Source organism: Enterovibrio litoreus (assembly GCF_045679545.1).
GTDB lineage: Bacteria > Pseudomonadota > Gammaproteobacteria > Enterobacterales > Vibrionaceae > Enterovibrio.
Window position 1 is genome coordinate 304,421 of sequence record NZ_CP166194.1, and the last position, 18,790, is coordinate 323,210.

Annotated in this window: 19 protein-coding genes; 6 read left to right on the forward strand and 13 right to left on the reverse strand. The window is 49.2% G+C overall.

Annotation, left to right across the window (positions count from 1 at the left end):
* Positions 1-17: 17 nt before the first annotated feature.
* Both AB8599_RS01425 and AB8599_RS01430 read right to left on the reverse strand, forming a co-directional pair.
* A complete protein-coding gene (locus AB8599_RS01425; protein WP_407332039.1) occupies positions 18-176 on the reverse strand; it encodes a hypothetical protein in 159 nt (52 codons plus the stop codon).
* Between the two features lie 89 nt (positions 177-265).
* Positions 266-1,162: a LysR family transcriptional regulator gene (locus AB8599_RS01430; protein WP_407332040.1), complete on the reverse strand. Its 897-nt coding sequence runs from the start codon at positions 1,160-1,162 to the stop codon at positions 266-268.
* A 128-nt stretch (positions 1,163-1,290) separates the two neighbouring features.
* On the opposite strand from AB8599_RS01430, the gene AB8599_RS01435 reads away from it, so the two are divergent.
* Complete coding sequence (locus AB8599_RS01435) at positions 1,291-2,097, forward strand: hypothetical protein (protein ID WP_407332041.1); 807 nt, start codon at positions 1,291-1,293, stop codon at positions 2,095-2,097.
* A gap of 87 nt (positions 2,098-2,184) precedes the next feature.
* Here the strand turns inward: AB8599_RS01435 and AB8599_RS01440 are convergent, their stop codons facing one another.
* The 8 genes from AB8599_RS01440 to AB8599_RS01475 form a co-directional block, all read right to left on the reverse strand.
* Positions 2,185-2,838, reverse strand: a complete 654-nt coding sequence (locus AB8599_RS01440) for a DUF2380 domain-containing protein (RefSeq protein ID WP_407332042.1) — start codon at positions 2,836-2,838, stop codon at positions 2,185-2,187.
* Between the two features lie 2 nt (positions 2,839-2,840).
* Entirely contained in the window at positions 2,841-3,719 is an 879-nt protein-coding gene (locus AB8599_RS01445; RefSeq protein WP_407332043.1) for a quinoprotein dehydrogenase-associated putative ABC transporter substrate-binding protein, read from the reverse strand.
* 12 nt (positions 3,720-3,731) lie between these two features.
* Positions 3,732-4,121, reverse strand: coding sequence for a hypothetical protein (locus AB8599_RS01450; protein ID WP_407332044.1), 390 nt, complete (start codon positions 4,119-4,121; stop codon positions 3,732-3,734).
* 37 nt (positions 4,122-4,158) lie between these two features.
* Entirely contained in the window at positions 4,159-4,608 is a 450-nt protein-coding gene (locus tag AB8599_RS01455) for a plastocyanin/azurin family copper-binding protein (RefSeq protein ID WP_407332045.1), read from the reverse strand.
* A gap of 117 nt (positions 4,609-4,725) precedes the next feature.
* Positions 4,726-6,534, reverse strand: a complete 1,809-nt coding sequence (locus AB8599_RS01460) for a methanol/ethanol family PQQ-dependent dehydrogenase (protein WP_407332046.1) — start codon at positions 6,532-6,534, stop codon at positions 4,726-4,728.
* A gap of 541 nt (positions 6,535-7,075) precedes the next feature.
* On the reverse strand, positions 7,076-7,858 hold the full coding sequence (locus tag AB8599_RS01465) for a quinoprotein dehydrogenase-associated SoxYZ-like carrier (RefSeq protein WP_407332047.1): 783 nt from the start codon (positions 7,856-7,858) through the stop codon (positions 7,076-7,078).
* Positions 7,859-7,873: 15 nt separating this feature from the next.
* Positions 7,874-8,791 carry a quinoprotein relay system zinc metallohydrolase 2 gene (locus tag AB8599_RS01470; protein WP_407332048.1) on the reverse strand — a complete coding sequence of 306 codons (918 nt, stop codon included), beginning with the start codon at positions 8,789-8,791 and terminating at the stop codon, positions 7,874-7,876.
* Positions 8,788-9,348 (reverse strand): rhodanese-like domain-containing protein, encoded by a 561-nt coding sequence (locus tag AB8599_RS01475; RefSeq protein WP_407332049.1) that lies wholly within the window; start codon positions 9,346-9,348, stop codon positions 8,788-8,790. The genes AB8599_RS01470 and AB8599_RS01475 overlap by 4 nt, the downstream gene beginning before the upstream one ends.
* 148 nt (positions 9,349-9,496) lie before the next feature.
* Here AB8599_RS01475 and AB8599_RS01480 point away from each other — a divergent pair, with 148 nt between their 5' ends.
* Positions 9,497-10,444, forward strand: coding sequence for a LysR family transcriptional regulator (locus AB8599_RS01480; RefSeq protein WP_407332050.1), 948 nt, complete (start codon positions 9,497-9,499; stop codon positions 10,442-10,444).
* 70 nt (positions 10,445-10,514) lie between these two features.
* Here the strand turns inward: AB8599_RS01480 and AB8599_RS01485 are convergent, their stop codons facing one another.
* On the reverse strand, positions 10,515-11,135 hold the full coding sequence (locus AB8599_RS01485; RefSeq protein ID WP_407332051.1) for an FKBP-type peptidyl-prolyl cis-trans isomerase: 621 nt from the start codon (positions 11,133-11,135) through the stop codon (positions 10,515-10,517).
* Positions 11,136-11,462: 327 nt separating this feature from the next.
* On the opposite strand from AB8599_RS01485, the gene AB8599_RS01490 reads away from it, so the two are divergent.
* Positions 11,463-12,092 carry a LysM-like peptidoglycan-binding domain-containing protein gene (locus AB8599_RS01490; RefSeq protein WP_407332052.1) on the forward strand — a complete coding sequence of 210 codons (630 nt, stop codon included), beginning with the start codon at positions 11,463-11,465 and terminating at the stop codon, positions 12,090-12,092.
* 24 nt (positions 12,093-12,116) lie between these two features.
* On the opposite strand, the gene AB8599_RS01495 is transcribed toward AB8599_RS01490, so the two are convergent.
* Together AB8599_RS01495 and cpdB are read right to left on the reverse strand one after the other, a co-directional pair.
* The gene (locus AB8599_RS01495) at positions 12,117-12,581 is read right to left on the reverse strand and encodes a GNAT family N-acetyltransferase (RefSeq protein ID WP_407332053.1); all 465 of its coding nucleotides are present in this window, start codon (positions 12,579-12,581) and stop codon (positions 12,117-12,119) included.
* Positions 12,582-12,756: 175 nt separating this feature from the next.
* Complete coding sequence (gene cpdB / locus AB8599_RS01500; protein ID WP_407332054.1) at positions 12,757-14,709, reverse strand: 2',3'-cyclic-nucleotide 2'-phosphodiesterase; 1,953 nt, start codon at positions 14,707-14,709, stop codon at positions 12,757-12,759.
* Between the two features lie 291 nt (positions 14,710-15,000).
* Here cpdB and cysG point away from each other — a divergent pair, with 291 nt between their 5' ends.
* Genes cysG through cysN form a run of 3 tightly spaced genes read left to right on the forward strand, consistent with a single transcriptional unit; the run spans position 15,001 to position 18,789 of the window.
* On the forward strand, positions 15,001-16,422 hold the full coding sequence (gene cysG, locus AB8599_RS01505) for a siroheme synthase CysG (protein WP_407332055.1): 1,422 nt from the start codon (positions 15,001-15,003) through the stop codon (positions 16,420-16,422).
* A 14-nt stretch (positions 16,423-16,436) separates the two neighbouring features.
* The gene (gene cysD, locus AB8599_RS01510) at positions 16,437-17,345 is read left to right on the forward strand and encodes a sulfate adenylyltransferase subunit CysD (protein WP_407332056.1); all 909 of its coding nucleotides are present in this window, start codon (positions 16,437-16,439) and stop codon (positions 17,343-17,345) included.
* 10 nt (positions 17,346-17,355) lie between these two features.
* Positions 17,356-18,789 (forward strand): sulfate adenylyltransferase subunit CysN, encoded by a 1,434-nt coding sequence (cysN, locus tag AB8599_RS01515; protein ID WP_407332057.1) that lies wholly within the window; start codon positions 17,356-17,358, stop codon positions 18,787-18,789.
* The last annotated feature ends 1 nt before the right edge of the window (position 18,790 follow it).

An 18,790-nucleotide genomic window follows, 5' to 3' on the forward strand; every position in this document is an offset into this window, starting at 1 on the left:
TGTCACTTTTTTTATGCCTAGTAATCACGAAAGGTACGATCGACGTCTTTGTAGCACTGCTCTCTGTCGGCGTTGTTACGAATTTTAGAGCAATCATTCTCCGCCCATGAACGGCCCATATCAGCACTGCAGGCGCTTAAAATGAGCGGCATAACAAGCAGTAGAATCTTCTTCATGGCAGCTTTCTCCGTTTGGTGTTCATTGTCGTGTCGTGGGCATCACTGACGGTTCGACTTTTCACATTTAATCGTTTCAGTTCGCACTGTCAGCCATTGATTAGCGTGGTCAGGGTTTCTCTGAGCCATTGATTGGCAGGGCTGTTCTGATTGCGTTTATGCCACACCATTTTGTGCACTACCTTGTGCGTTTCGAATGGCGGCGATAGTACTTGCAGATCGAAGCGCGCAGCGTATTTACTGGCCAGCTTTTCACTGGTCATACCCAGACACTCCCCCTCACTGACTAGCGCCATCATGGATAAAACCGATTCACATTCAGCGCTGATTTTCCGCTCTTTGATGGTTTCCGTGGAGAAAAAATCAACCGCATACATGTTCGCGCGGCGGACACGCAACGTAATGTGCTTCTCGGCGTAGTATTGCGCTTGGCTGATGGTTTTTTGAATACGCGGGTGTCGCTTGGCGCAGATGAGTTTCATTGATTCGCCAAACAGCGGCACTGAGGAATAAGACTGACCATCTACTTTTCCAGCATCAATCGCCAAATCTGCTTTTTGCATGCTCAGTAACTCCAACATTTGATCTTCTTGGACGGGCGTTGGATTGAACTGAATATTGCAGTTTCCAAGTGCGGAAGAGCGCTCCACGATGGGTTGTAGGATTTGCACCGCCACTTCATTGGCTAACACGTTAAACGTGCGATGGCTCTGCGGAGTGAATTGGTTGATGTTCCCCATCGCCTTGTCCATTTGTTCAAATGCTGGGGTGATGTCACTGGCGAGCTGCACCGCGGCATAGGTAGGGCTGATCCCTCGGCCTTCTCGGACAAATAATTCCACCCCCACTTGTTGTTGCAAGCGCTTGAGAACACCGCTGACACCGGGCTGAGTCATGTGGAGCGCGTCTGCCGCTAAGGTAATCGAGCGCAGTCGATAGACCTCTAAAAACACAGAGAGCAAATTAAGGTCGAGTTTTGTATCCATACCGGTGTGCCCACACATAACAAATGGTGATGTTTAAAGTAAAATTACATTTATTTATGCTTATGTGTCAACTCGCTACGATCCTCTCATCAAAACAAAAGCCCTTATTTCTGTTAAGAGAGGCAATCATGGTTACGTTCAAAAAAACACCCAGTCAGCGCATTCATTTCTTTCGTTATTCTCGCACGCTGACACTGCTTTCTTTCGCTCTGGTAAGCCCTTCTTTGCTGGCGTCAGATAGCGACGAGACCTTGCAAGATATGTCAGACCCACTGGCGGTCTATACCCAAGGCGGTATGGGAGTGACAGACCAAGGTTTGAATTTCAAGCTGGGTATGGCATATGACACGGGCAATCCCGATACCATGGCCATGAACATTTTGGAACTGAAAGGCTTTGCGGGCGATTTTTTGCCTCTGGACGGTAATGACAGTTTTGATTCTCTTCGTTATCGCCATTTCAGTTTAGATACCACCACTGGGCGCGGCTCACAACTTGATGTGAATTGGGACTTTGACAACGACCTTGGTAGTGCGTCTTACAGCTTTATTCAAGCGTTGCCTGCGATGGGGAATTTGCAATTATACCCACTGGCTGGCGTGGGATTAACCGTGACCGACACCGCTGAAATTCGTGGGGTTGATAATCCAGTTGGCAGCGTTGGGTACGCCATTCCATCGACTTTCATGGTGGTGGGGACGTATGCAAAATACACCGTCAATGAAAACATTTGGCTCAACTACAACCCCATGTATATCAATACCCTGAACAGCAATCACTATATGTCAGATTTGATGGATGGTTGGCACCACGAAGTGGCGGCAAGCTACCAACTCAATGCCCGTCAGAACGTGCGTTTGTTCGGTAATTACTCCGACAGCGAAGGTTCAAGCAGCAGTGTGGATTGGCGTTTGGAATTTAACCATCAATTTTGAGGACTCTGATCAGCCTCTCGGTCTCGCATCAAGAGATTAAAGCGAATGGATACTTAGGATACAAGGATGTACCGTTTTCAGCGTTCATTACTTTTTCACTTTCTGCTGCTGTGTCACCGTATTTATCGCCTCATTGATTTGCCTCGCTAACGCATTCACCCCTCGCTGGTTCAGTTTCTGTTGCTGCCCTTTTATTTCCACGATGATTTCAGGCAGCGGCTTGCCTGTCGGCACGTGGATAACATGGGTGATCAAATAGGCGAACAGGAAGCTGGGTTTATGAAGGCGACTCACCACCACCCATTCGGCATTCATACTGTTTCCTAGGCTAGCGGCAGCGTTTGGGTGCGAAAATAGATAACCAAAGCCTTGATCGGCCTCGGCGTAAAGTGCCGTAGGTACAGGTGTTATCGTAAAATCGTATTGCGTATTTAGGGCTTCTCTCAGAAGAGGTGCGAGTGTGGCGGTACGGGCAATTTCTGGGGCGTTTGGTGCATTTTCGCTGTATTGCGTTGCACGGTCGCTTTCTGCCATTGTCAGATCGTTGAGTTCAAAATCCAGCACAGCGACGGCAGCAAAAGCGATGGGTATCCAAGCCAGCAGTAAAGAAATGAACAGCATCACGATAAAGGGGCGAAGACTGCGAGCGCGTTTTTTGATGATGGGTGGCGTGGAATGCTCTGACGCGGCAGGCAAGCGAGAAGGGGCTTCTCTGCCGCGTTGCGATTTATTGACGGGCATGATTAATCATCATCGTCATCTTTACGCGGTGTTGAGGATGCCTCGACAACAGGCACGCCATAGTCGTTTAATATCATGGCTATCTGTGGCGCGTTGGCATCCATCGCCATTTCTACCGTTTCTTTCCACGGCTTTTCGCCGTATCGCACACCCATTGAGATGGCGAAATCGAACACATTACCGCCTTCTGATGTCATAGGGATCACTGCAAGATCAGGGTTTTCTTTGGCAAAGTAGCCGGCGATTGGCCCCCAGATCACTAATACATCGAACTCGCCATCGGCGACACGATTCACCATTTTCCCTGGGTAGTCTTCAGGATCGCCATTCATGATGCGGAAAAATTGGGTGTTATCCTTAAAGCCGTTGTCTCTGAGCCAACTCACCGCGGGTGATGGGCTGAATGCAGCCACTTTTAGCGATTTTTTTACGCTATCAGGTAAGTTGAGCAGTGCTTCTTGGTTGGTCACGTTCGCCAAAGCACCGTCTTTTTTGAAGATCAATGAATAGGCAGAGCGATAATAGGGTTTGGTGGTGGCGGCGATATCGAATTGTACGGGTACACCAATCACGAGATCGCAGGCGAAACGACCTGTGTTATCAGACCAATTTTTTAAGGTATTACGGATAAACCCCATGCGCTGCGGGAACCAGACGTATTCCACATCAAGCCCCCAATACTCGCCCAGTTGTTCGGCAATTTTGTTTTCAAAGCCTTGTTGATCCTTATTGGAATAAGGAAGGTTGTTAGGGTCGGCACACACTCTCAATTTGTCAGGCAATGGTGAAGGAAAGGTTTTCTCTTCGGCCAGCGCAGGTTGCAAGGCGAGGGTGAATGACAAGGACAATAAGGCAATACAGCGACAACAAAATGATTTCATCTTTGCCTCCAACTATTGAGTACGGGTGATTTGCTGTGCCGAGAAGCAAAGCTGTTCGGCGTCATTGCGAATGGTGAGCAGTTCACCTCTGGCGGTGCGACTGTCTTTGGATGAGCGGAAATAGCCGCCACGTTCACCGCGCATATTACGTAGGCGCAAGAATGCATCAGCATGAACATAATCATCAAAGGTGAGTTGTTCGGAGATTTTGTCTATGACGCAGCTGCAACCGTACATGTTGACGTAGCTAGGGCCACCTTTGAGCGCCATGCACTCTTGAACGAATTTGACCCTTTCTAGTGTTGGGAAATCATTGGCATTGGCATTGGCATTGGCTTGCGGGGAAAGTGCCAGCAATGCCAAGACAAAGAGCGAACTTACCGTTTTAACTGCTTTCATCATAAGTTGCCTCCTGCAATTTATTCGTGCGTTAGCGGCGCTATAACAAACCTTGCTGTTGCATCTGTTTCTTGAATTTCTTTAGTAGCCCTTTGGCGGGTAGCAGCGATTTATCTTTTTCTATTTCAGCCATATAACCGTCGATGATCCCTTCAATGTCGCTCGGGTTACCGACCAGCAACACGCCACCCATCCGCGCGCCCCAATGTGGGGTGCATTTGTAGACGTAAACCCCTTCTCTATCGAATACGAAGCTAACGTTTACGCCCATCTCTGTTAGTATTTTTTCTGAGCCTTCGGGCACCATGACATCAATAGTTTCAATCAAATGCGCGGGCATGTTGGTCCATGACACTCTGTCGCCGGGTTGCAATACCACCACCATTGGGGAGAATTGCACCCCAACCGCTTGCACTTCAAACTCTTCTGCATATCCCTGATTTGCCAATCCGAACAATAAGCAGATTGACCATAAAAAACGTTTAGCCATATAAATTCCTTTTGTATGAAACAATGTTAATTTTAGAAGGCAACGCCATCGTCCCATTGATCTCAGTGCATCAAGATCGAGAAAAGGGGAGTAAAAACTCCCCTGTTTTGTTTTTTGTTAATTAGGTAATGCGAAGACAGTCAGAACACCACCCAATTGGGTGTAATCAGACAGTTTGCGATAAGCACCTACAGCACCAAGACCGTCAGTGTCACCTTCTAGGCCAGCAGCCATACCGATGCCTGCCCAACCCCCAACGCCTGACAGAACCGCAACATATTGCTTGCCGTCGTGTACATAGGTGTTCACGTTGCCAATGATGCCGGACGGTGTTTTGAAACGATAAAGCTCTTTGCCGGTTTTCTCGTCCACGGCTTTGAGGTAGCCCTCAAGTGTGCCGTAAAACACCACTCCGCCGCCTGTTGCCAGCGCACCACTCCATACGGAGAATGGCTCTGGGATTGACCAAACAATTTCACCTTTTTCCGCATCCCAAGCGATGAAGTTACCCAAACCGCCATGGCTTCCCGGTGCTGGGAACATGGAAAGCGTCGCACCTACATAAGGTTGACCTGCGGTGTAAGCCACTTCAAACGGTTCGTAGTTCATGCACACATGGTTGGTAGGGACATAGAACAAACCGGTACGCGGGCTGTACGATGCGGGTTGTTGGTCTTTCGAGCCCAATGCAGCAGGGCAAATACCTTTGGTATTGACATCCTCGCCGTTTTGGCTGGTGGAGTATTTCGCTACAACTTGCGGTTTGCCGGTTTTCATGTCGACATGGGTTGCCCAGTTAACAGCAGGGTCAAACTTCTCTGCCACTAACAATTCACCTGTTGCACGATCAAGGGTGTAACCAAAACCGTTGCGGTCAAAGTGAACCAGTAGCTTGCGATCTTTGCCGTTGAATTTCTTATCGACAAGGATCATCTCGTTGACGCCGTCATAATCCCACTCATCGTGTGGCGTCATCTGGTAGAGCCATTTGGCCATGCCCGTGTCAGCATCACGCGCCATGATGGTCATGGAGTATTTATTGTCACCCGGACGTTGAGACGGGTTCCATGTACTTGGGTTACCTGTGCCGTAGTAGATGAGATTCAACTCAGGATCGTAAGAGAACCAACCCCACGTTGTACCGCCACCAATTTTCCATTGATCCCCTTCCCAAGACTCAAGGCTAGAATCTTTGCCGATGGGTTTGAGCATGGCGGTGGTTTTTTCAGGATCGACCAGCATTTCGTCGTCAGGGCCTGTGCTGTATGCACGCCAAGCAAGGCTGCCGTCTTTGATGTTGTAAGCCGTGAGGTAGCCGCGAACACCAAACTCACCACCACTGATACCGGTTATGATTTTGTCTTTCACTACCAGTGGCGCATTGGTATTTGTGCCACCTGATTTTGGATCGCCATTCACGACTTTCCAAACCACTTTACCGGTTTTCTGATCGAGGGCGACTAAGGTGGTATCTGCTTGTTGCAGGAAGATCTTGCCATCGGCGTAAGCTAAGCCACGGTTGACCGTGTCACAGCACATAACCGCGATGACGGAAGCGTCTTGTTTGGGCTGGTATTCCCAAACCAAGGCTTTGGTTTTCAAATCGATGGCAAACACTTTGTTGGGAAAAGGGGTGTGGATGTACATGGTGTCGCCCAACACAAGTGGCCCACCTTCGTGTCCACGCAATACGCCGGTTGAAAATGTCCAGGCAACCTGAAGATCTTTCGCGTTTTTGGCGTTGATTTGATCCAGCGGACTGTAACGTGTGCCGGAATAGTCACCGCCCCACATTACCCACTGGTCCGGATCTTGCTGTAGTTTTATTAGCTCGTCGTTTGCCTGAGACGCTGCTGGAAACAGCAGAGTAAGGGAAACAGTTGCTACTGCGAGCAAACTGCTTCGCAACCTTTCTACACCTATCATGTTTACTTCCTCCGTGACAGCGAGTGCTCTTGAACATCAGGTGCTCTTGGGCACATCAGCTTTTATTGTCTCAATTTTTGATGGGCGCAATCCGCGGGTTGTGAGGGACGCTATTTTGGCCAGTACTCAACGTATGAAAGAACATTAGGTTGTGTTTGTGGCGCGTTGGCGATCTACAACTATGCGGTCTCGCGTTTCAGCATTGACCCCGAATGCCAATTCGTTCCAACATCGGATAAAGCGACAATGCTGCCGCCCACTGATAACGAAACGTCGTCATCAAAACGTTGGTGAATTGAGTTTATGGCAGGTTTGAAGGTTGTGTGAGGAGCAAACGGGCACAACACTTTTGTTGCGAGGCAACAATGTCTAAGGGATGAAAGGGCGGCTTTAACGCTTTAATAAATAATGGATTAGTGGCGGGGTGCTGGCGTGACATTTGGCAAGTTTCGATAGGAAGCAGAAGATGTCGTCTCTGTCTTTTCAGTAAGATACGACATCACATTACCCTCACTTTTTGTTGGGATTTTTCGCTTTAATTTCAAATGTCCCATTCACTGGAAAATTCTCGTCCCGTTGAATCTTTCACATTCGCTTTGAGTTTCCCGCGTTTTTGAGCATCGACATGAAAGGTGAAGGTTGGGTTTTCGCTTATCGAGATCCCACCGTTAAATTGCATAACAGGTTCGCCTTCGAGCGTGATCTGCACATCACTCACATAATCCGATGGGATCCAGTGGCGTGTGAGTTGATCGATTTGCAGACCGCTGTAGTTAGGATGACTGATCAGCAGTTGCAGCATGCGCGTGTCGGCTTGACCGAGATCTTTCAGTTTCATTTTGCCCATTCTCTGGCGCGCCAGAAGATCGTCTGCGCCCGCAGGTGCTGAGCAACCACCTGACGCTTTGACAAAATTACTCGTCATGTGCAGTTTTCCATCGGCAGTTTTGGCAATAACTCGCACAGGACTGTAGGCGTTGACGCGCACACGGGTAGAAATATTGGCGATACCATTGTTGGGGCTCATATCAAAGGTGCCCACAATGGGGGAGGGATTGTTGTCGACGATAAGATACAGGGTATTAATCGGATTGGGGTCGTTCTGACGGACATTCACTTTTATGTCGAGGGGGACTAGCGCAGCGTCGAGCGCACGGACTGGCGAGATAAGCGTGACCACATCATCTTCAAGGATATCTGGCGAGCCCGGGAAGAGGCTGTCACGGATCAGTGGCCAATTCATGCTTTCTTGTTCAGTTTGGGCGTAAGAAAAGGCGGGCATTAGCGCCAGCGCGGCGGTCAGTAATAGTGCAGTCTTGTTCATTTCGATTTCCTCACATCATTCCCACTCCAGCTCTTTGTATGCCTGAATCACATTGCGTGAATGAAACTGCTCGAACAATTTCCAATCTTTAGCATGTGACGTCAGCACTGTGAGGCTGGCAGTGTTGATATCAATAGGTTGATTGATGGCGGCACGAACTTCCTGTGCCAGCGAGAAGAGATAATGTGTTTGTTTTTCAAACGCATTTTTTCCAATTTGGACAGGGCCATGACCAGGGATCACTCGTTGAAATGGCATGGCTTCTAAGGTTTTTGTCACGTTAATCCAGCCTGTGAGGCTGCCATCTAGCGTGGGAACATGTTCAACAAATAACAGATCGCCCGTGATAAGCGTACCTGTGGTTGAGTCAAACACGCTCAAATCGTGGCGTGTGTGCGCCCGCTCGTGCGCAGTGAGCAATAAGATGCGGTGACCCAAATCAATTTCGGCTTGTGATTCAATCAGGCGGGTCGCGCCGATGGGCGTTGTTCCCTCAAACCACGGCGCGGTGAGGCGCTGAAGGTAATATCCTGCTTTGGCGTTGAAATCCCCCGGATAACGCGTATGGGCAATAAATTCAGGTTTATCAGCGACAAATGCCTGATTACCGAAGTTATGGTCAGGGTGGACATGAGTATTGATGACATAACGAATGGGTAGGGGCGTGATGTCGCGAATAGCTTGATAAATCGCTTCGCCTGCACGGCGACTGCCACCTGTGTCGATCACAGCCACAGCCTCATCACCCACAACGACGGTGATATTGGCGACAGGGTCAGATTCGGTGGTAAATAAGTCGTCAATTTTCCCCTGATGGTAGTACACGCCAGGGGCGACTTCTTGGAGATATATAGCCTGAGCCAACGAGGAAAAGGCAGCAAAAATGGATAGCCAGATACTCGCTAACAGTAGGCGTGTTTGGATGCTTTTCATGGACGAATCGGCGTGTGCGTTTCAAGCGCAAACCCCGCCTCCCTCCAGCCAGTAACACCAGCGCGATACCAAACAACTTCTGATGCGCCCAATTCGAGGGCACGCTTGGCAGCATTCCATGAGTGCCAGCAATTAGGCTCGCAAAATATCACCACAGGCTGGTCGTCAGGCAGGTTTTTTTTGAGCAAATCAATCAGTGAATCCGGCATGATCCCATGACCCACATTGGCCAACCAACGCGTGCCAGGCAGCGTGTCACGCTTGGGTTCAATCCACAGAGTGCTTTTGAGCAGATTATCCGGTTTGTTTGGTGCGGGATAGACATCAATCAAGCGAGGGTTGTGGCTGGAAATAAATTGCTTGAGCGCCTCGGGTGTGTCAATCACCGTGGCACCAATGAGTGTATTTGGAACCGGTGCACGATAATTCTCGGTGCGATAACTATCAGGCTCCGACACGTGCTCTGTCTTTGTTTCTGCGGTGACACTAAAAGCGCAAAAATAAAGCAAAATCGCATACTTAAGATGCTTTTGTATTCCTTTGATCTGGCTGTTCATACTACTTTCATCCGATAACTCTCCTACCTTAGTAGGAGATGGGCGGAGAGCTATCCATTATGGAGTAACATTAGGATAACAATCAGACCGTCAAGGGGCGGGTTTTATTGTTGCAGCAATCAATAAACTTCTTTTCAGTGGAGCAAAGATGAACCGTTGGAGTGGTGTTGAAGAATTTGTTGAAGTTGTTAACAGTGGCAGTTTTACCGCCGCCGCACGAAAGTTAGGTGTTTCAACCTCGCATGTGAGTCGACGTATCGATGCGCTTGAGAGCAGATTGAGTACGCGTTTGCTTTATCGTACAACCAGACAGATCACGCTGACCGAGGTCGGCAAAACCTATTTTGAGCATTGTAATGATCTCATCGAAGCATTCGGAGAGGCAGAAGCGCTCGTCACGCAAATGCAAACAGAGCCTGTAGGCACGCTAAAAATTACCGCACCTTCGGTGTTTGGTGAGAAATATATCGCGCCGTTGACCAATGATTTTATCAAGGTCCATCCTAAGCTGAGCGTCGAGTTTCACTTCACCAATGATGTCATAGATATGGTGCACGATGGCTATGACTTGGCGATACGAACGGGTGATTTGAAAGACAGTACGCTAATGGCGAAGAAACTTGCGCCACGTAAATTGCATGTCTGTGCGTCACCTGCCTATATCAAAGAGTTTGGCATTCCGGACGACCTTGAGGCGCTGCATGGGCACAATTGCTTGGTCGGGCTGGTGGATTCGTGGGCGTTTCAAGATAACGGCGCCATCATTCAATACAAACCGAAAGGGCGCTGGCATGGCAACAGTGGAAGTGCGGTATTAGACGCGACATTGCGTGGATTGGGGCTGGCGCAACTCCCCGATTATTACGTCAGCCAGAAACTGCAATCAGGTGAATTGGTAGAGATACTGCAAGACTATCGCGCACCGGATTCCGCAGTGTGGGCGGTGTATCCGTTCAATCGCAATTTATCGGCCAAAGTCCGCTTGTTTGTGGATTTTCTTTCAGACCACTTTTCCAAGCATCTTCCTTGGGTGGAAGAGGGCGTGGAGGCTGACTCCGACGATCTGAATGATGATGAGCGGCAGGCCGCGAACTAACGAGATCCGTGAACAACGGAAACAAAAAAAGCCAGCGAGTGCTGGCTTTTATCTTGCAGATATCCTGAAATTACAGGATATCTAGCAGCTCAACTTCGAATACAAGTGCTGCGAATGGTGGGATTGCTGCGCCAGCGCCGCGCTCACCGTAAGCAAGATCTTGTGGGATAGACAGTTTCCACTTAGAGCCAACAGGCATCATTTGCAGCGCTTCAACCCAACCTTGGATTACGCCAGTCACTGGGAACTCAGCAGGTTGGCCGCGCTCTACAGAGCTGTCAAACACAGTGCCGTCAGTCAGCATACCGTGGTAGTGAACACGCACTTGCTTGTCGCTGGTAGGGATTTCGCCGTTGCCTTCAACCAGAACTTCAAACTGAAGGCCTGAATCCGTCACCGTCACTTCGTCACGCTTTGCGTTTTCAGCAAGGAATGCTTCGCCGTCAGCAGCTGCAGCTTTTGCCGCTTCTTGACGAATCGCGTCTGCTTTCATGTGCAGCTCACGCAGTGCGTTGTTGATCTCGTCAACTTCAATTGCTGGCATGTCGCCTGCTAGTGCGGTTGCGATACCTTTTGCGATTGCGTCAACGTTCAGACCTTCCAGACCGCTTCCAGCCAGTTGCTGACCCATTTGAAGGCCAATGCCATAGCTTGCTTTTTGTTCTACGGTCTCTAGTTTAACTTCAGACATGTCGTCTCTCTTTGTTTGTGGGTTTACACCCAAACCGCTGGCGAAATGTTACATCCTCACCGCGTTTAGGTTTAAAGTGGGAAAGGATAACAGGTGCAGGTAGCTCGGGACAAATCGTGTTACTTGAATCTGGCTGAAAAATGCCGGACAGTACGATTGTCAGTCTAAGCAATGTGTTTGTTCAAACATAAGAGTTTGTGTCAATTCAGCTTTATTGTGCGAATTGAACGCGGTGACGCTGACATTTTTCTGATATTACGAGTCTACTATGCGTTACCGTATTCTTTGCATGTTGGACAAAACCCGATGAGGAAATTGGGAGAGGTGATGACCTTGAAAGGAAAGCGCGAGAAGGGAAAAGCATCGACCACGCCGCCTCTGGGCGAGATGTTGAAACAAGCGCAAGAGAAAATAAAGGGGGCCTTAGCACCAGCTATTGCCCGTGTAATGCCTTATTGGCAAGCATTGCCAAAGCCACATCGTATCGGCGTGTCTGCGCTAGCGGCGTTATTGGTGGTGCTGTTGTTATGGCCATCGAGTGAGCCCTCACCGACGTCGGTAGCAGTGGAAGGTCAACGCGTGGCTGTGCCATTGAATATCGATGACAATTCAAGCGCGGGTAATGGGCAAGCATCAGAAGATACGGCGTTTGACCGCACTTCGGCACCGGTCGTTGCACCGCAAACTATCGACACGGATTGGGTGAATTACGAAGTAGCCCGAGGTGATACGCTGTCAAATATCTTCCGCACGCAAAACGTGCCGCTAAAAGATTTGTATGCGATTTCAGCCATTGAAGGCACTGACAAACCTTTAAGCCGTATTCAGCCAGGTCAGCTATTGCGCTTCAAGCGCAACACCCAAGGCGATCTGGATATTATCCAGATTGAGAGTGCGGGTAATCAGTCAGTGATCTTCTTCCGGTTGTCAGATGGCAGTTTTGCTCGTCGTAAGTAGCAAATTCAATCAGTAACGGCTGCATTAGGCGGCCGTTTGTTCCTCTGCTCGTCGCATATCAATGTGCGGAATACCATCCTCTAGGTACTGATCCGAAATCTCTTCAAAGCCGTGTCGACGATAAAATTCACGCAGGTGATATTGCGCGCCGATGGTGATCGGTGCTTGTGGCCATGCTTCATGGGCTTGGAGGATCGCTTGGTGCACTAAATCATTGCCACAGCCATTGCCGCGTTCTGTGTTGGCCGTGACCACTCGACCAATGCTGATCTCTGGGTAAGTGAGGCCTGCGGGTAGAATACGGGCATAGGCCGTCATCTTGTCGTCACGATAACCCAGAAGGTGGCGTGTTTCTGGGTGCGTGTCGTAACCGTCTAATTCAGGGTAAGGGCAGTTTTGCTCAACCACGAATACGTCGGTGCGCAGGCGAAGTAAGTCGTAAAGTTGCCTTGTAGACAACTGACCAAAGGTCAAGGTTATCCATTGCATGGGTTGTTCCTAATAATTATAAAATTCTTGGTTTTTCTCGGGCATACATTTGTTTGTAGTTCAGATAATGTATTTCTACTCGCCAAGATAATGAAAAACCGCGACCAAGGCCGCGGTTTTTTGTATCAAAAATGGTCTTTTTCAATAATTAAACATGCCGTTAACAGGCTGTTAATTATTTCTTTAAATCAATGCGGTACTGCGCGAAGCCCACATCGTCAGTGCCAATCTTCTCCATAGGGTATTGGCCTTTCGCACCAATAAACGCAGCCGCTTTGTCACTCGGCGATGTTTCAAACACCACATTGAGGTCGGTGTCGGTCGCAATAGGGGCAAATGACCAGTTGTTGTCTGCTGTTGGTGTCACTTCACCTTTCTCTTTGGTGACGGCGCTAATGTAGTTTGCGACCACGGTGCGGTTTTCATCGGGTGATGCAAAAGCAATGAAATCATTACCTGTGCCCGGGAACTTACCCAAGTACGCGCGGTAGTTGTTGGTTGCAATCAAAAATGGCTGCGCCATGTCGACAGGCTTACCGTTGAAAGTCAGGTTCTGAATGCGCTGTGAGTTAGGATTGATCAGAGTGCAATCACCATCATAACGTGCCGGTTGAGTCACATCGATTTGGTAGTTAACGCCATCGATCACATCGAAGTTATAAGTACGGAAGCCGTCCCAATCGATCAGCGATTGTTGAGCTGATGATGAAGGGTCGATTTGTTTGAATTGACCCGCGCTGCACTCAAGCCACTCTTTTACTTCTTTACCGGTGACTTTCAGGGTGACCAGGGTGTTTGGATACAAGTAAAGATCTGCTGCATTTCGGAAAGTTAGCTCGCCAGATTCCACTTCGGTGAAGTTAGACGGATCGTTTTTACGACCACCCGCTTTAAATGGCGCGGCGGCAGACAGAACAGGAATACCATCCAGATCTGGGTCGCCTTGAATGAAGCGCTCTACGTAATCTTTCTGCGCCAGATTAACGATCTGCACGGTCGGATCGTCTTGTACCAGCGACAGGAAGCTATACATCACGTCATTGGCTTTGCCGATAGGCTGGTTAACAAACTCACGGGTGGCATGATGATCGTGCTCAAGCGCCTTTAGCATCGCAGGATCGGCATCGGCGAGAGATTTCCCATCAAAGATCGGACGTGATTCACTTTGAACGGGCGTAACAACCCAATTGTCGCCTTGTTTGTCGAGTTGTAGATCCATGATACCGACATGGCTACCCCAGCGCCCAGGCATGACAGCCGCAACGCCTTTGATGGTGCCTTTTTCGTTATCGACGCCTTTGATATTTTCAAAGCCTTTACCTGGGAACACGGCGTGAGAGTGGCCAAAGGCAATGGCATCGATGCCTTCCACGTCAGCAAGGTAGTAGACTGAGTTTTCCGCCATGGCTTTATATTCGTCTTGCGACAAACCAGAGTGCGGAATGGCAACAATCACGTCTGCGCCTTTGGCTTTCATCTCAGGCACCAGCTTTTCTGCGGTGGCTTTGATGTCTTTGGCAATCACTTTGCCTTCAAGGTTTTTCTTATCCCACACCATGATTTGCGGCGGTACAAAGCCGATATAACCCACTTTCACCAAATGCGCTTTGCCGTCCGTGTCCATCATGGTGTGTTCTTTAATGATGTAAGGTGCGATGAGTGGCTCGCCCGTATTGGCATCAAACACATTCGCCGATACATAAGGGAAGGCGGCACCGTCTAAGGTGCGATCAAGGAAATCGAGGCCGTAGTTAAATTCGTGATTACCTAAGTTGCCCACATCGTAATCAAGCTGATTCATGGCTTTGTAAACAGGGTGAACCTCACCTTTTTCAAGGCCTTTTGCCGCCATGTAATCGCCCATCGGGCTGCCTTGGATTAAGTCACCGTTGTCGACCAATACACTGTTAGCTGCTTCTTTTTGGGCGGCTTTGACTAAGGTGGCGGTGCGAACCAGGCCAATTTTCTCGCTAGCTTTGTCTTTGTAATAGTCGTAATCCATCACATTGGTGTGGATGTCGGTAGTTTCTATGATGCGCAGTTTGATGGTTTCTGCCATCGCTGGGCTTGCCATTGCAAGCATGCCAGTGAGAACGGCAATGGACAGAGGTCGGGCTGTGAGTGTCATAAATGTCTCCGAAACTTTAGGACTAAAAGTGGGTGTATTTTGCATAGTAGTGCCATGAAAAGGTTACATTTCACTCTGTAGTGTGATCTTTGGCGCGATAAATGTGACCGGATGCATAGTCAGCTCGGTCTGAGGTCGTGTCATGATGAGAGAGAAGTTCGATGTAACGTTTTTTGACTATGTGTTTATAAGCAATATTTCCAAAAAGTTATAAAAGATGAAATTTTAGAATTTCAAGTAATATCAGCAACTCTCTATAGTGGCAGGCATTGGATTGAAAGGACTCACACTATGGATTATTTGCCGATTTTTGCGAAGCTTGAGAACCGCCCGTGTTTAGTGGTTGGTGGAGGCGAAGTCGCTTGGCGCAAAACACGCATGCTGATGAAAGCAGGCGCTGCGGTAACCGTTGTTGCCCCGCATGCTGACGCTGAGATTGTTGAAGCGGCGGAGCGTGGTGAATTGGTGTGGGTCAAAGAGGCGTTTTCGCCACTGCACCTAAATGCCGTGGTGTTGGTGATTGCTGCGACAGACAATCCGCTGGTTAACGAGCTGGTTTCACAGGCTGCCAATGCCCGCCACATTTTGGCCAATGTGGTGGATGACACCCCAAAATGCAGCTTTATTGTCCCTTCTATTGTTGATCGCAGCCCGATTGTTATCGCCATTTCTTCTGGTGGTAAGTCTCCTGTGCTGGCGCGTTTGTTGCGCGAGAAACTTGAAACACTTGTTCCTTCTCACATTGGCCGCATGGCGAAACTGGCTGGCGATTTTCGTGACACCTTGAAGAAAAAAGTGACCACGTTAAACGGACGCAGAAAATTCTGGGAAACCGCGTTTGATGGCCGCTTTAGTTCACTGGTCGCCGCCGGTGATGAAGAGGGCGCAAAAGCCGAACTCGAAAAGCTGACATCAGGTGTGTCGCTGCAAGGAGAGGTCGCCTTGATTGGTGCAGGCCCTGGTGACCCAGGACTGTTAACCCTGCGTGCTTTGCAATTGATGCAGCAAGCCGATGTGGTGCTTTACGACTATTTAGTGTCTGACGAAATCATGGAGCTTTGCCGCCGTGATGCGGAGCTGATTTGCGTTGGAAAACGCGCGTCTTACCACAGTGTGTCACAAGAAGAGACCAATGCATTGTTGGTTAAACACGCTCAAGAAGGTCGCCGTGTGGTACGTCTTAAGGGCGGTGACCCATTTATGTTTGGTCGCGGCGGTGAAGAGCTTCAAGTGCTGCAAGAATCTGGCGTGCCGTTTCAGGTTGTGCCAGGAATCACCGCTGCCGCAGGCGCAACGGCGTATGCAGGCATTCCGCTGACGCATCGCGATCATGCCCAAACGGCAATGTTTGTGACGGGTCATCTGAAAAAAGAAGATGACAGCTTCCGCTGGGCAACACTTGCGCGCGGTCGTCAAACTTTGGTCATTTATATGGGCCTAATGAAAAGTGCCCATATTCAAGAGCAACTTATTCAACATGGGCGTGACCCGCAAACACCGGTAGCCATCATAGAAAATGGCACCCGTATCAATCAGAAAATCTATAAAGGCACATTGAGCGAACTTGAATCGCTGGCCGAAGGTGTAGGTTCGCCTGCACTTATCGTGGTCGGTGAAGTGGTTCAACTTGCCGACCAGTTGAGCTGGTTTGGAAAGCAATCCTTCGATTCGGCGGGTGATATTCACGCACCTTCCGTGGTTAATTTAGGCTAAGGGAATATCAAAGAATGGAAGCCAAAACCTTTACCCACCTCAAACAACTTGAGGCAGAAAGTATCCATATCATTCGTGAAGTGGCGGCGGAATTCGACAATCCCGTGATGATGTACTCCATCGGGAAAGACAGCTCCGTCATGCTTCACCTCGCGCGAAAAGCCTTTTATCCGGGCAAGATCCCGTTTCCTCTTCTTCATGTCGATACCGACTGGAAGTTCAAGGAAATGATCAAGTTCCGCGATGAAGCCGCAACAAAATACGGCTTTGAGTTGTTGGTTCACAAGAATCCAGAAGGCTTGGCAATGGGCTGTAGCCCGTTTGTTCATGGTTCGTCTAAGCACACTGACATCATGAAAACTCAAGGCTTGAAGCAAGCGCTGGACAAATATGGCTTTGATGCCGCGTTTGGTGGAGCACGTCGTGACGAAGAAAAGAGTCGCGCGAAAGAGCGTGTTTATAGCTTCCGCGATAAGCACCACCGTTGGGATCCGAAAAACCAGCGCCCTGAGCTTTGGCACACCTATAACGGTCAGGTTAACAAAGGCGAAAGCATCCGTGTTTTCCCACTGTCGAACTGGACTGAGTTAGATATCTGGCAATACATCTACCTTGAAGGCATCGACATTGTGCCGCTATACCTGTCAGAAATTCGCCCAGTGGTTGATCGTGACGGCATGTTGATCATGGTTGATGACGATCGCATGGAGCTGCGTGAAGGCGAGAAAGTGGAATACAAGAGCGTGCGTTTCAGAACGCTGGGCTGCTATCCACTGACGGGAGCGGTTGAATCAACGGCAGACACCTTGCCGGGGATCATTGAGGAGATGCTGGTGGCGACTTCAAGTGAACGTCAAGGACGCGCCATTGACCACGACCAATCTGGCTCCATGGAATTGAAGAAACGTCAGGGATATTTCTAAGGGATTTAGCATGAACAGCTTAATTGAACAACAAGTGGCCGAGTTGGGTATCGAGGCCTATCTGGATCAGCACCAGAATAAATCGATGCTGCGTTTTTTGACCTGTGGCTCAGTGGATGACGGTAAAAGTACCTTAATTGGTCGTCTGCTACATGACTCGCACCAGATTTATGAAGATCAGTTGGCCGCGATTCACTCCGACAGCCAAAAAGTCGGTACAACTGGCGAGAAGCCAGATTTGGCGCTGTTAGTTGATGGATTGCAGGCTGAGCGTGAGCAAGGGATCACCATTGATGTGGCGTACCGTTATTTCTCAACACGCCCACGTAAATTCATCATTGCCGATACCCCAGGACACGAGCAATACACGCGCAACATGGCGACAGGTGCGTCAACGTGTGACGTAGCTGTGATCTTGATTGATGCGCGCAAAGGCATCTTGGATCAGACGCGTCGTCACTCGTTCATTGCAAGCCAACTTGGCATTCGCCACTTTGTGGTTGCCGTTAATAAGATGGATTTGGTCGGCTTCGACGAAGCTCGCTATGAAGAGATCAAGGCGCAGTATCTTGCGTTTGCTAAAAACCTCAACCGTCAGATTGATATCCAATTGGTGCCGTTGTCGGCGCTGGATGGTGACAACGTGGTTGAACGCAGTGTGCATACGCCTTGGTACGAGGGCGATACGCTCCTCACCATGCTAGAAACAGTGGACGTAAACAGCGAAAAAGACCAAGGTGCATTTCGTTTCCCTGTTCAGTATGTGAACCGTCCAAACCTCGATTTTCGCGGTTTCTCGGGAACCATTTCTAGCGGCGTTGTGCGTCCGGGCGATGAAGTGAAAGTATTGCCATCAGGTAAAACTTCCACGGTTGCACGTATCGTAACCTTTGATGGCGATCTTGATTATGCCCATGCAGGTCAAGCGGTGACGCTGACGCTGGCGGATGAGATTGATATCAGCCGCGGTGATTTGATTGTTCCCGCTGGTGATACTCAAAAGGCGACCAGCCAATTTGCTGCTAACATTGTTTGGATGGCGGAAAGCCCGCTTGAAGTAGGCCGTCAATATGACATTAAAGTTGCCGGTAAGAAAACCGTGGGCTCAGTGACGAAATTCCACCATCAAGTGGACATTAACTCACTCAACACGTTTGAAATTGACAGCTTGCCGTTAAACGGTATCGCACAGTGTGAAGTGACACTGACCGAATCTGTGCCGCTGGATGTTTATCAAGATTGTGCCGACACAGGTGGCTTCATTCTGATTGATCGCCTGACCAACGTGACGGTTGGCGCAGGGATGATCAGCGAGCTACTGGAAGACACGGCAACACAAACTCAGGCAACAGATATCTCTGCGTTTGAAGTGGAACTCAATGTACTGGTTCGCAAGCATTTCCCACATTGGAATGCACGTGACATCAGTAAGCTACTGGGGTAAT

What these genes read in the sequence shown, in the direction of transcription:
- AB8599_RS01425 (WP_407332039.1), bottom strand. Translation starts at nt 176, where the DNA reads ATGAAGAAGATTCTACTGCTTGTTATGCCGCTCATTTTAAGCGCCTGC.
- AB8599_RS01480 (WP_407332050.1), top strand. Translation starts at nt 9,497, where the DNA reads ATGAACCGTTGGAGTGGTGTTGAAGAATTTGTTGAAGTTGTTAACAGT.
- cysG (WP_407332055.1), top strand. Translation starts at nt 15,001, where the DNA reads ATGGATTATTTGCCGATTTTTGCGAAGCTTGAGAACCGCCCGTGTTTA.
- AB8599_RS01455 (WP_407332045.1), bottom strand. Translation starts at nt 4,608, where the DNA reads ATGGCTAAACGTTTTTTATGGTCAATCTGCTTATTGTTCGGATTGGCA.
- AB8599_RS01450 (WP_407332044.1), bottom strand. Translation starts at nt 4,121, where the DNA reads ATGATGAAAGCAGTTAAAACGGTAAGTTCGCTCTTTGTCTTGGCATTG.
- AB8599_RS01465 (WP_407332047.1), bottom strand. Translation starts at nt 7,858, where the DNA reads ATGAACAAGACTGCACTATTACTGACCGCCGCGCTGGCGCTAATGCCC.
- cysD (WP_407332056.1), top strand. Translation starts at nt 16,437, where the DNA reads ATGGAAGCCAAAACCTTTACCCACCTCAAACAACTTGAGGCAGAAAGT.
- AB8599_RS01470 (WP_407332048.1), bottom strand. Translation starts at nt 8,791, where the DNA reads ATGAAAAGCATCCAAACACGCCTACTGTTAGCGAGTATCTGGCTATCC.
- AB8599_RS01485 (WP_407332051.1), bottom strand. Translation starts at nt 11,135, where the DNA reads ATGTCTGAAGTTAAACTAGAGACCGTAGAACAAAAAGCAAGCTATGGC.
- AB8599_RS01430 (WP_407332040.1), bottom strand. Translation starts at nt 1,162, where the DNA reads ATGGATACAAAACTCGACCTTAATTTGCTCTCTGTGTTTTTAGAGGTC.
- AB8599_RS01490 (WP_407332052.1), top strand. Translation starts at nt 11,463, where the DNA reads ATGACCTTGAAAGGAAAGCGCGAGAAGGGAAAAGCATCGACCACGCCG.
- AB8599_RS01435 (WP_407332041.1), top strand. Translation starts at nt 1,291, where the DNA reads ATGGTTACGTTCAAAAAAACACCCAGTCAGCGCATTCATTTCTTTCGT.
- AB8599_RS01445 (WP_407332043.1), bottom strand. Translation starts at nt 3,719, where the DNA reads ATGAAATCATTTTGTTGTCGCTGTATTGCCTTATTGTCCTTGTCATTC.
- AB8599_RS01460 (WP_407332046.1), bottom strand. Translation starts at nt 6,534, where the DNA reads ATGATAGGTGTAGAAAGGTTGCGAAGCAGTTTGCTCGCAGTAGCAACT.
- cpdB (WP_407332054.1), bottom strand. Translation starts at nt 14,709, where the DNA reads ATGACACTCACAGCCCGACCTCTGTCCATTGCCGTTCTCACTGGCATG.
- cysN (WP_407332057.1), top strand. Translation starts at nt 17,356, where the DNA reads ATGAACAGCTTAATTGAACAACAAGTGGCCGAGTTGGGTATCGAGGCC.
- AB8599_RS01440 (WP_407332042.1), bottom strand. Translation starts at nt 2,838, where the DNA reads ATGCCCGTCAATAAATCGCAACGCGGCAGAGAAGCCCCTTCTCGCTTG.
- AB8599_RS01475 (WP_407332049.1), bottom strand. Translation starts at nt 9,348, where the DNA reads ATGAACAGCCAGATCAAAGGAATACAAAAGCATCTTAAGTATGCGATT.
- AB8599_RS01495 (WP_407332053.1), bottom strand. Translation starts at nt 12,581, where the DNA reads ATGCAATGGATAACCTTGACCTTTGGTCAGTTGTCTACAAGGCAACTT.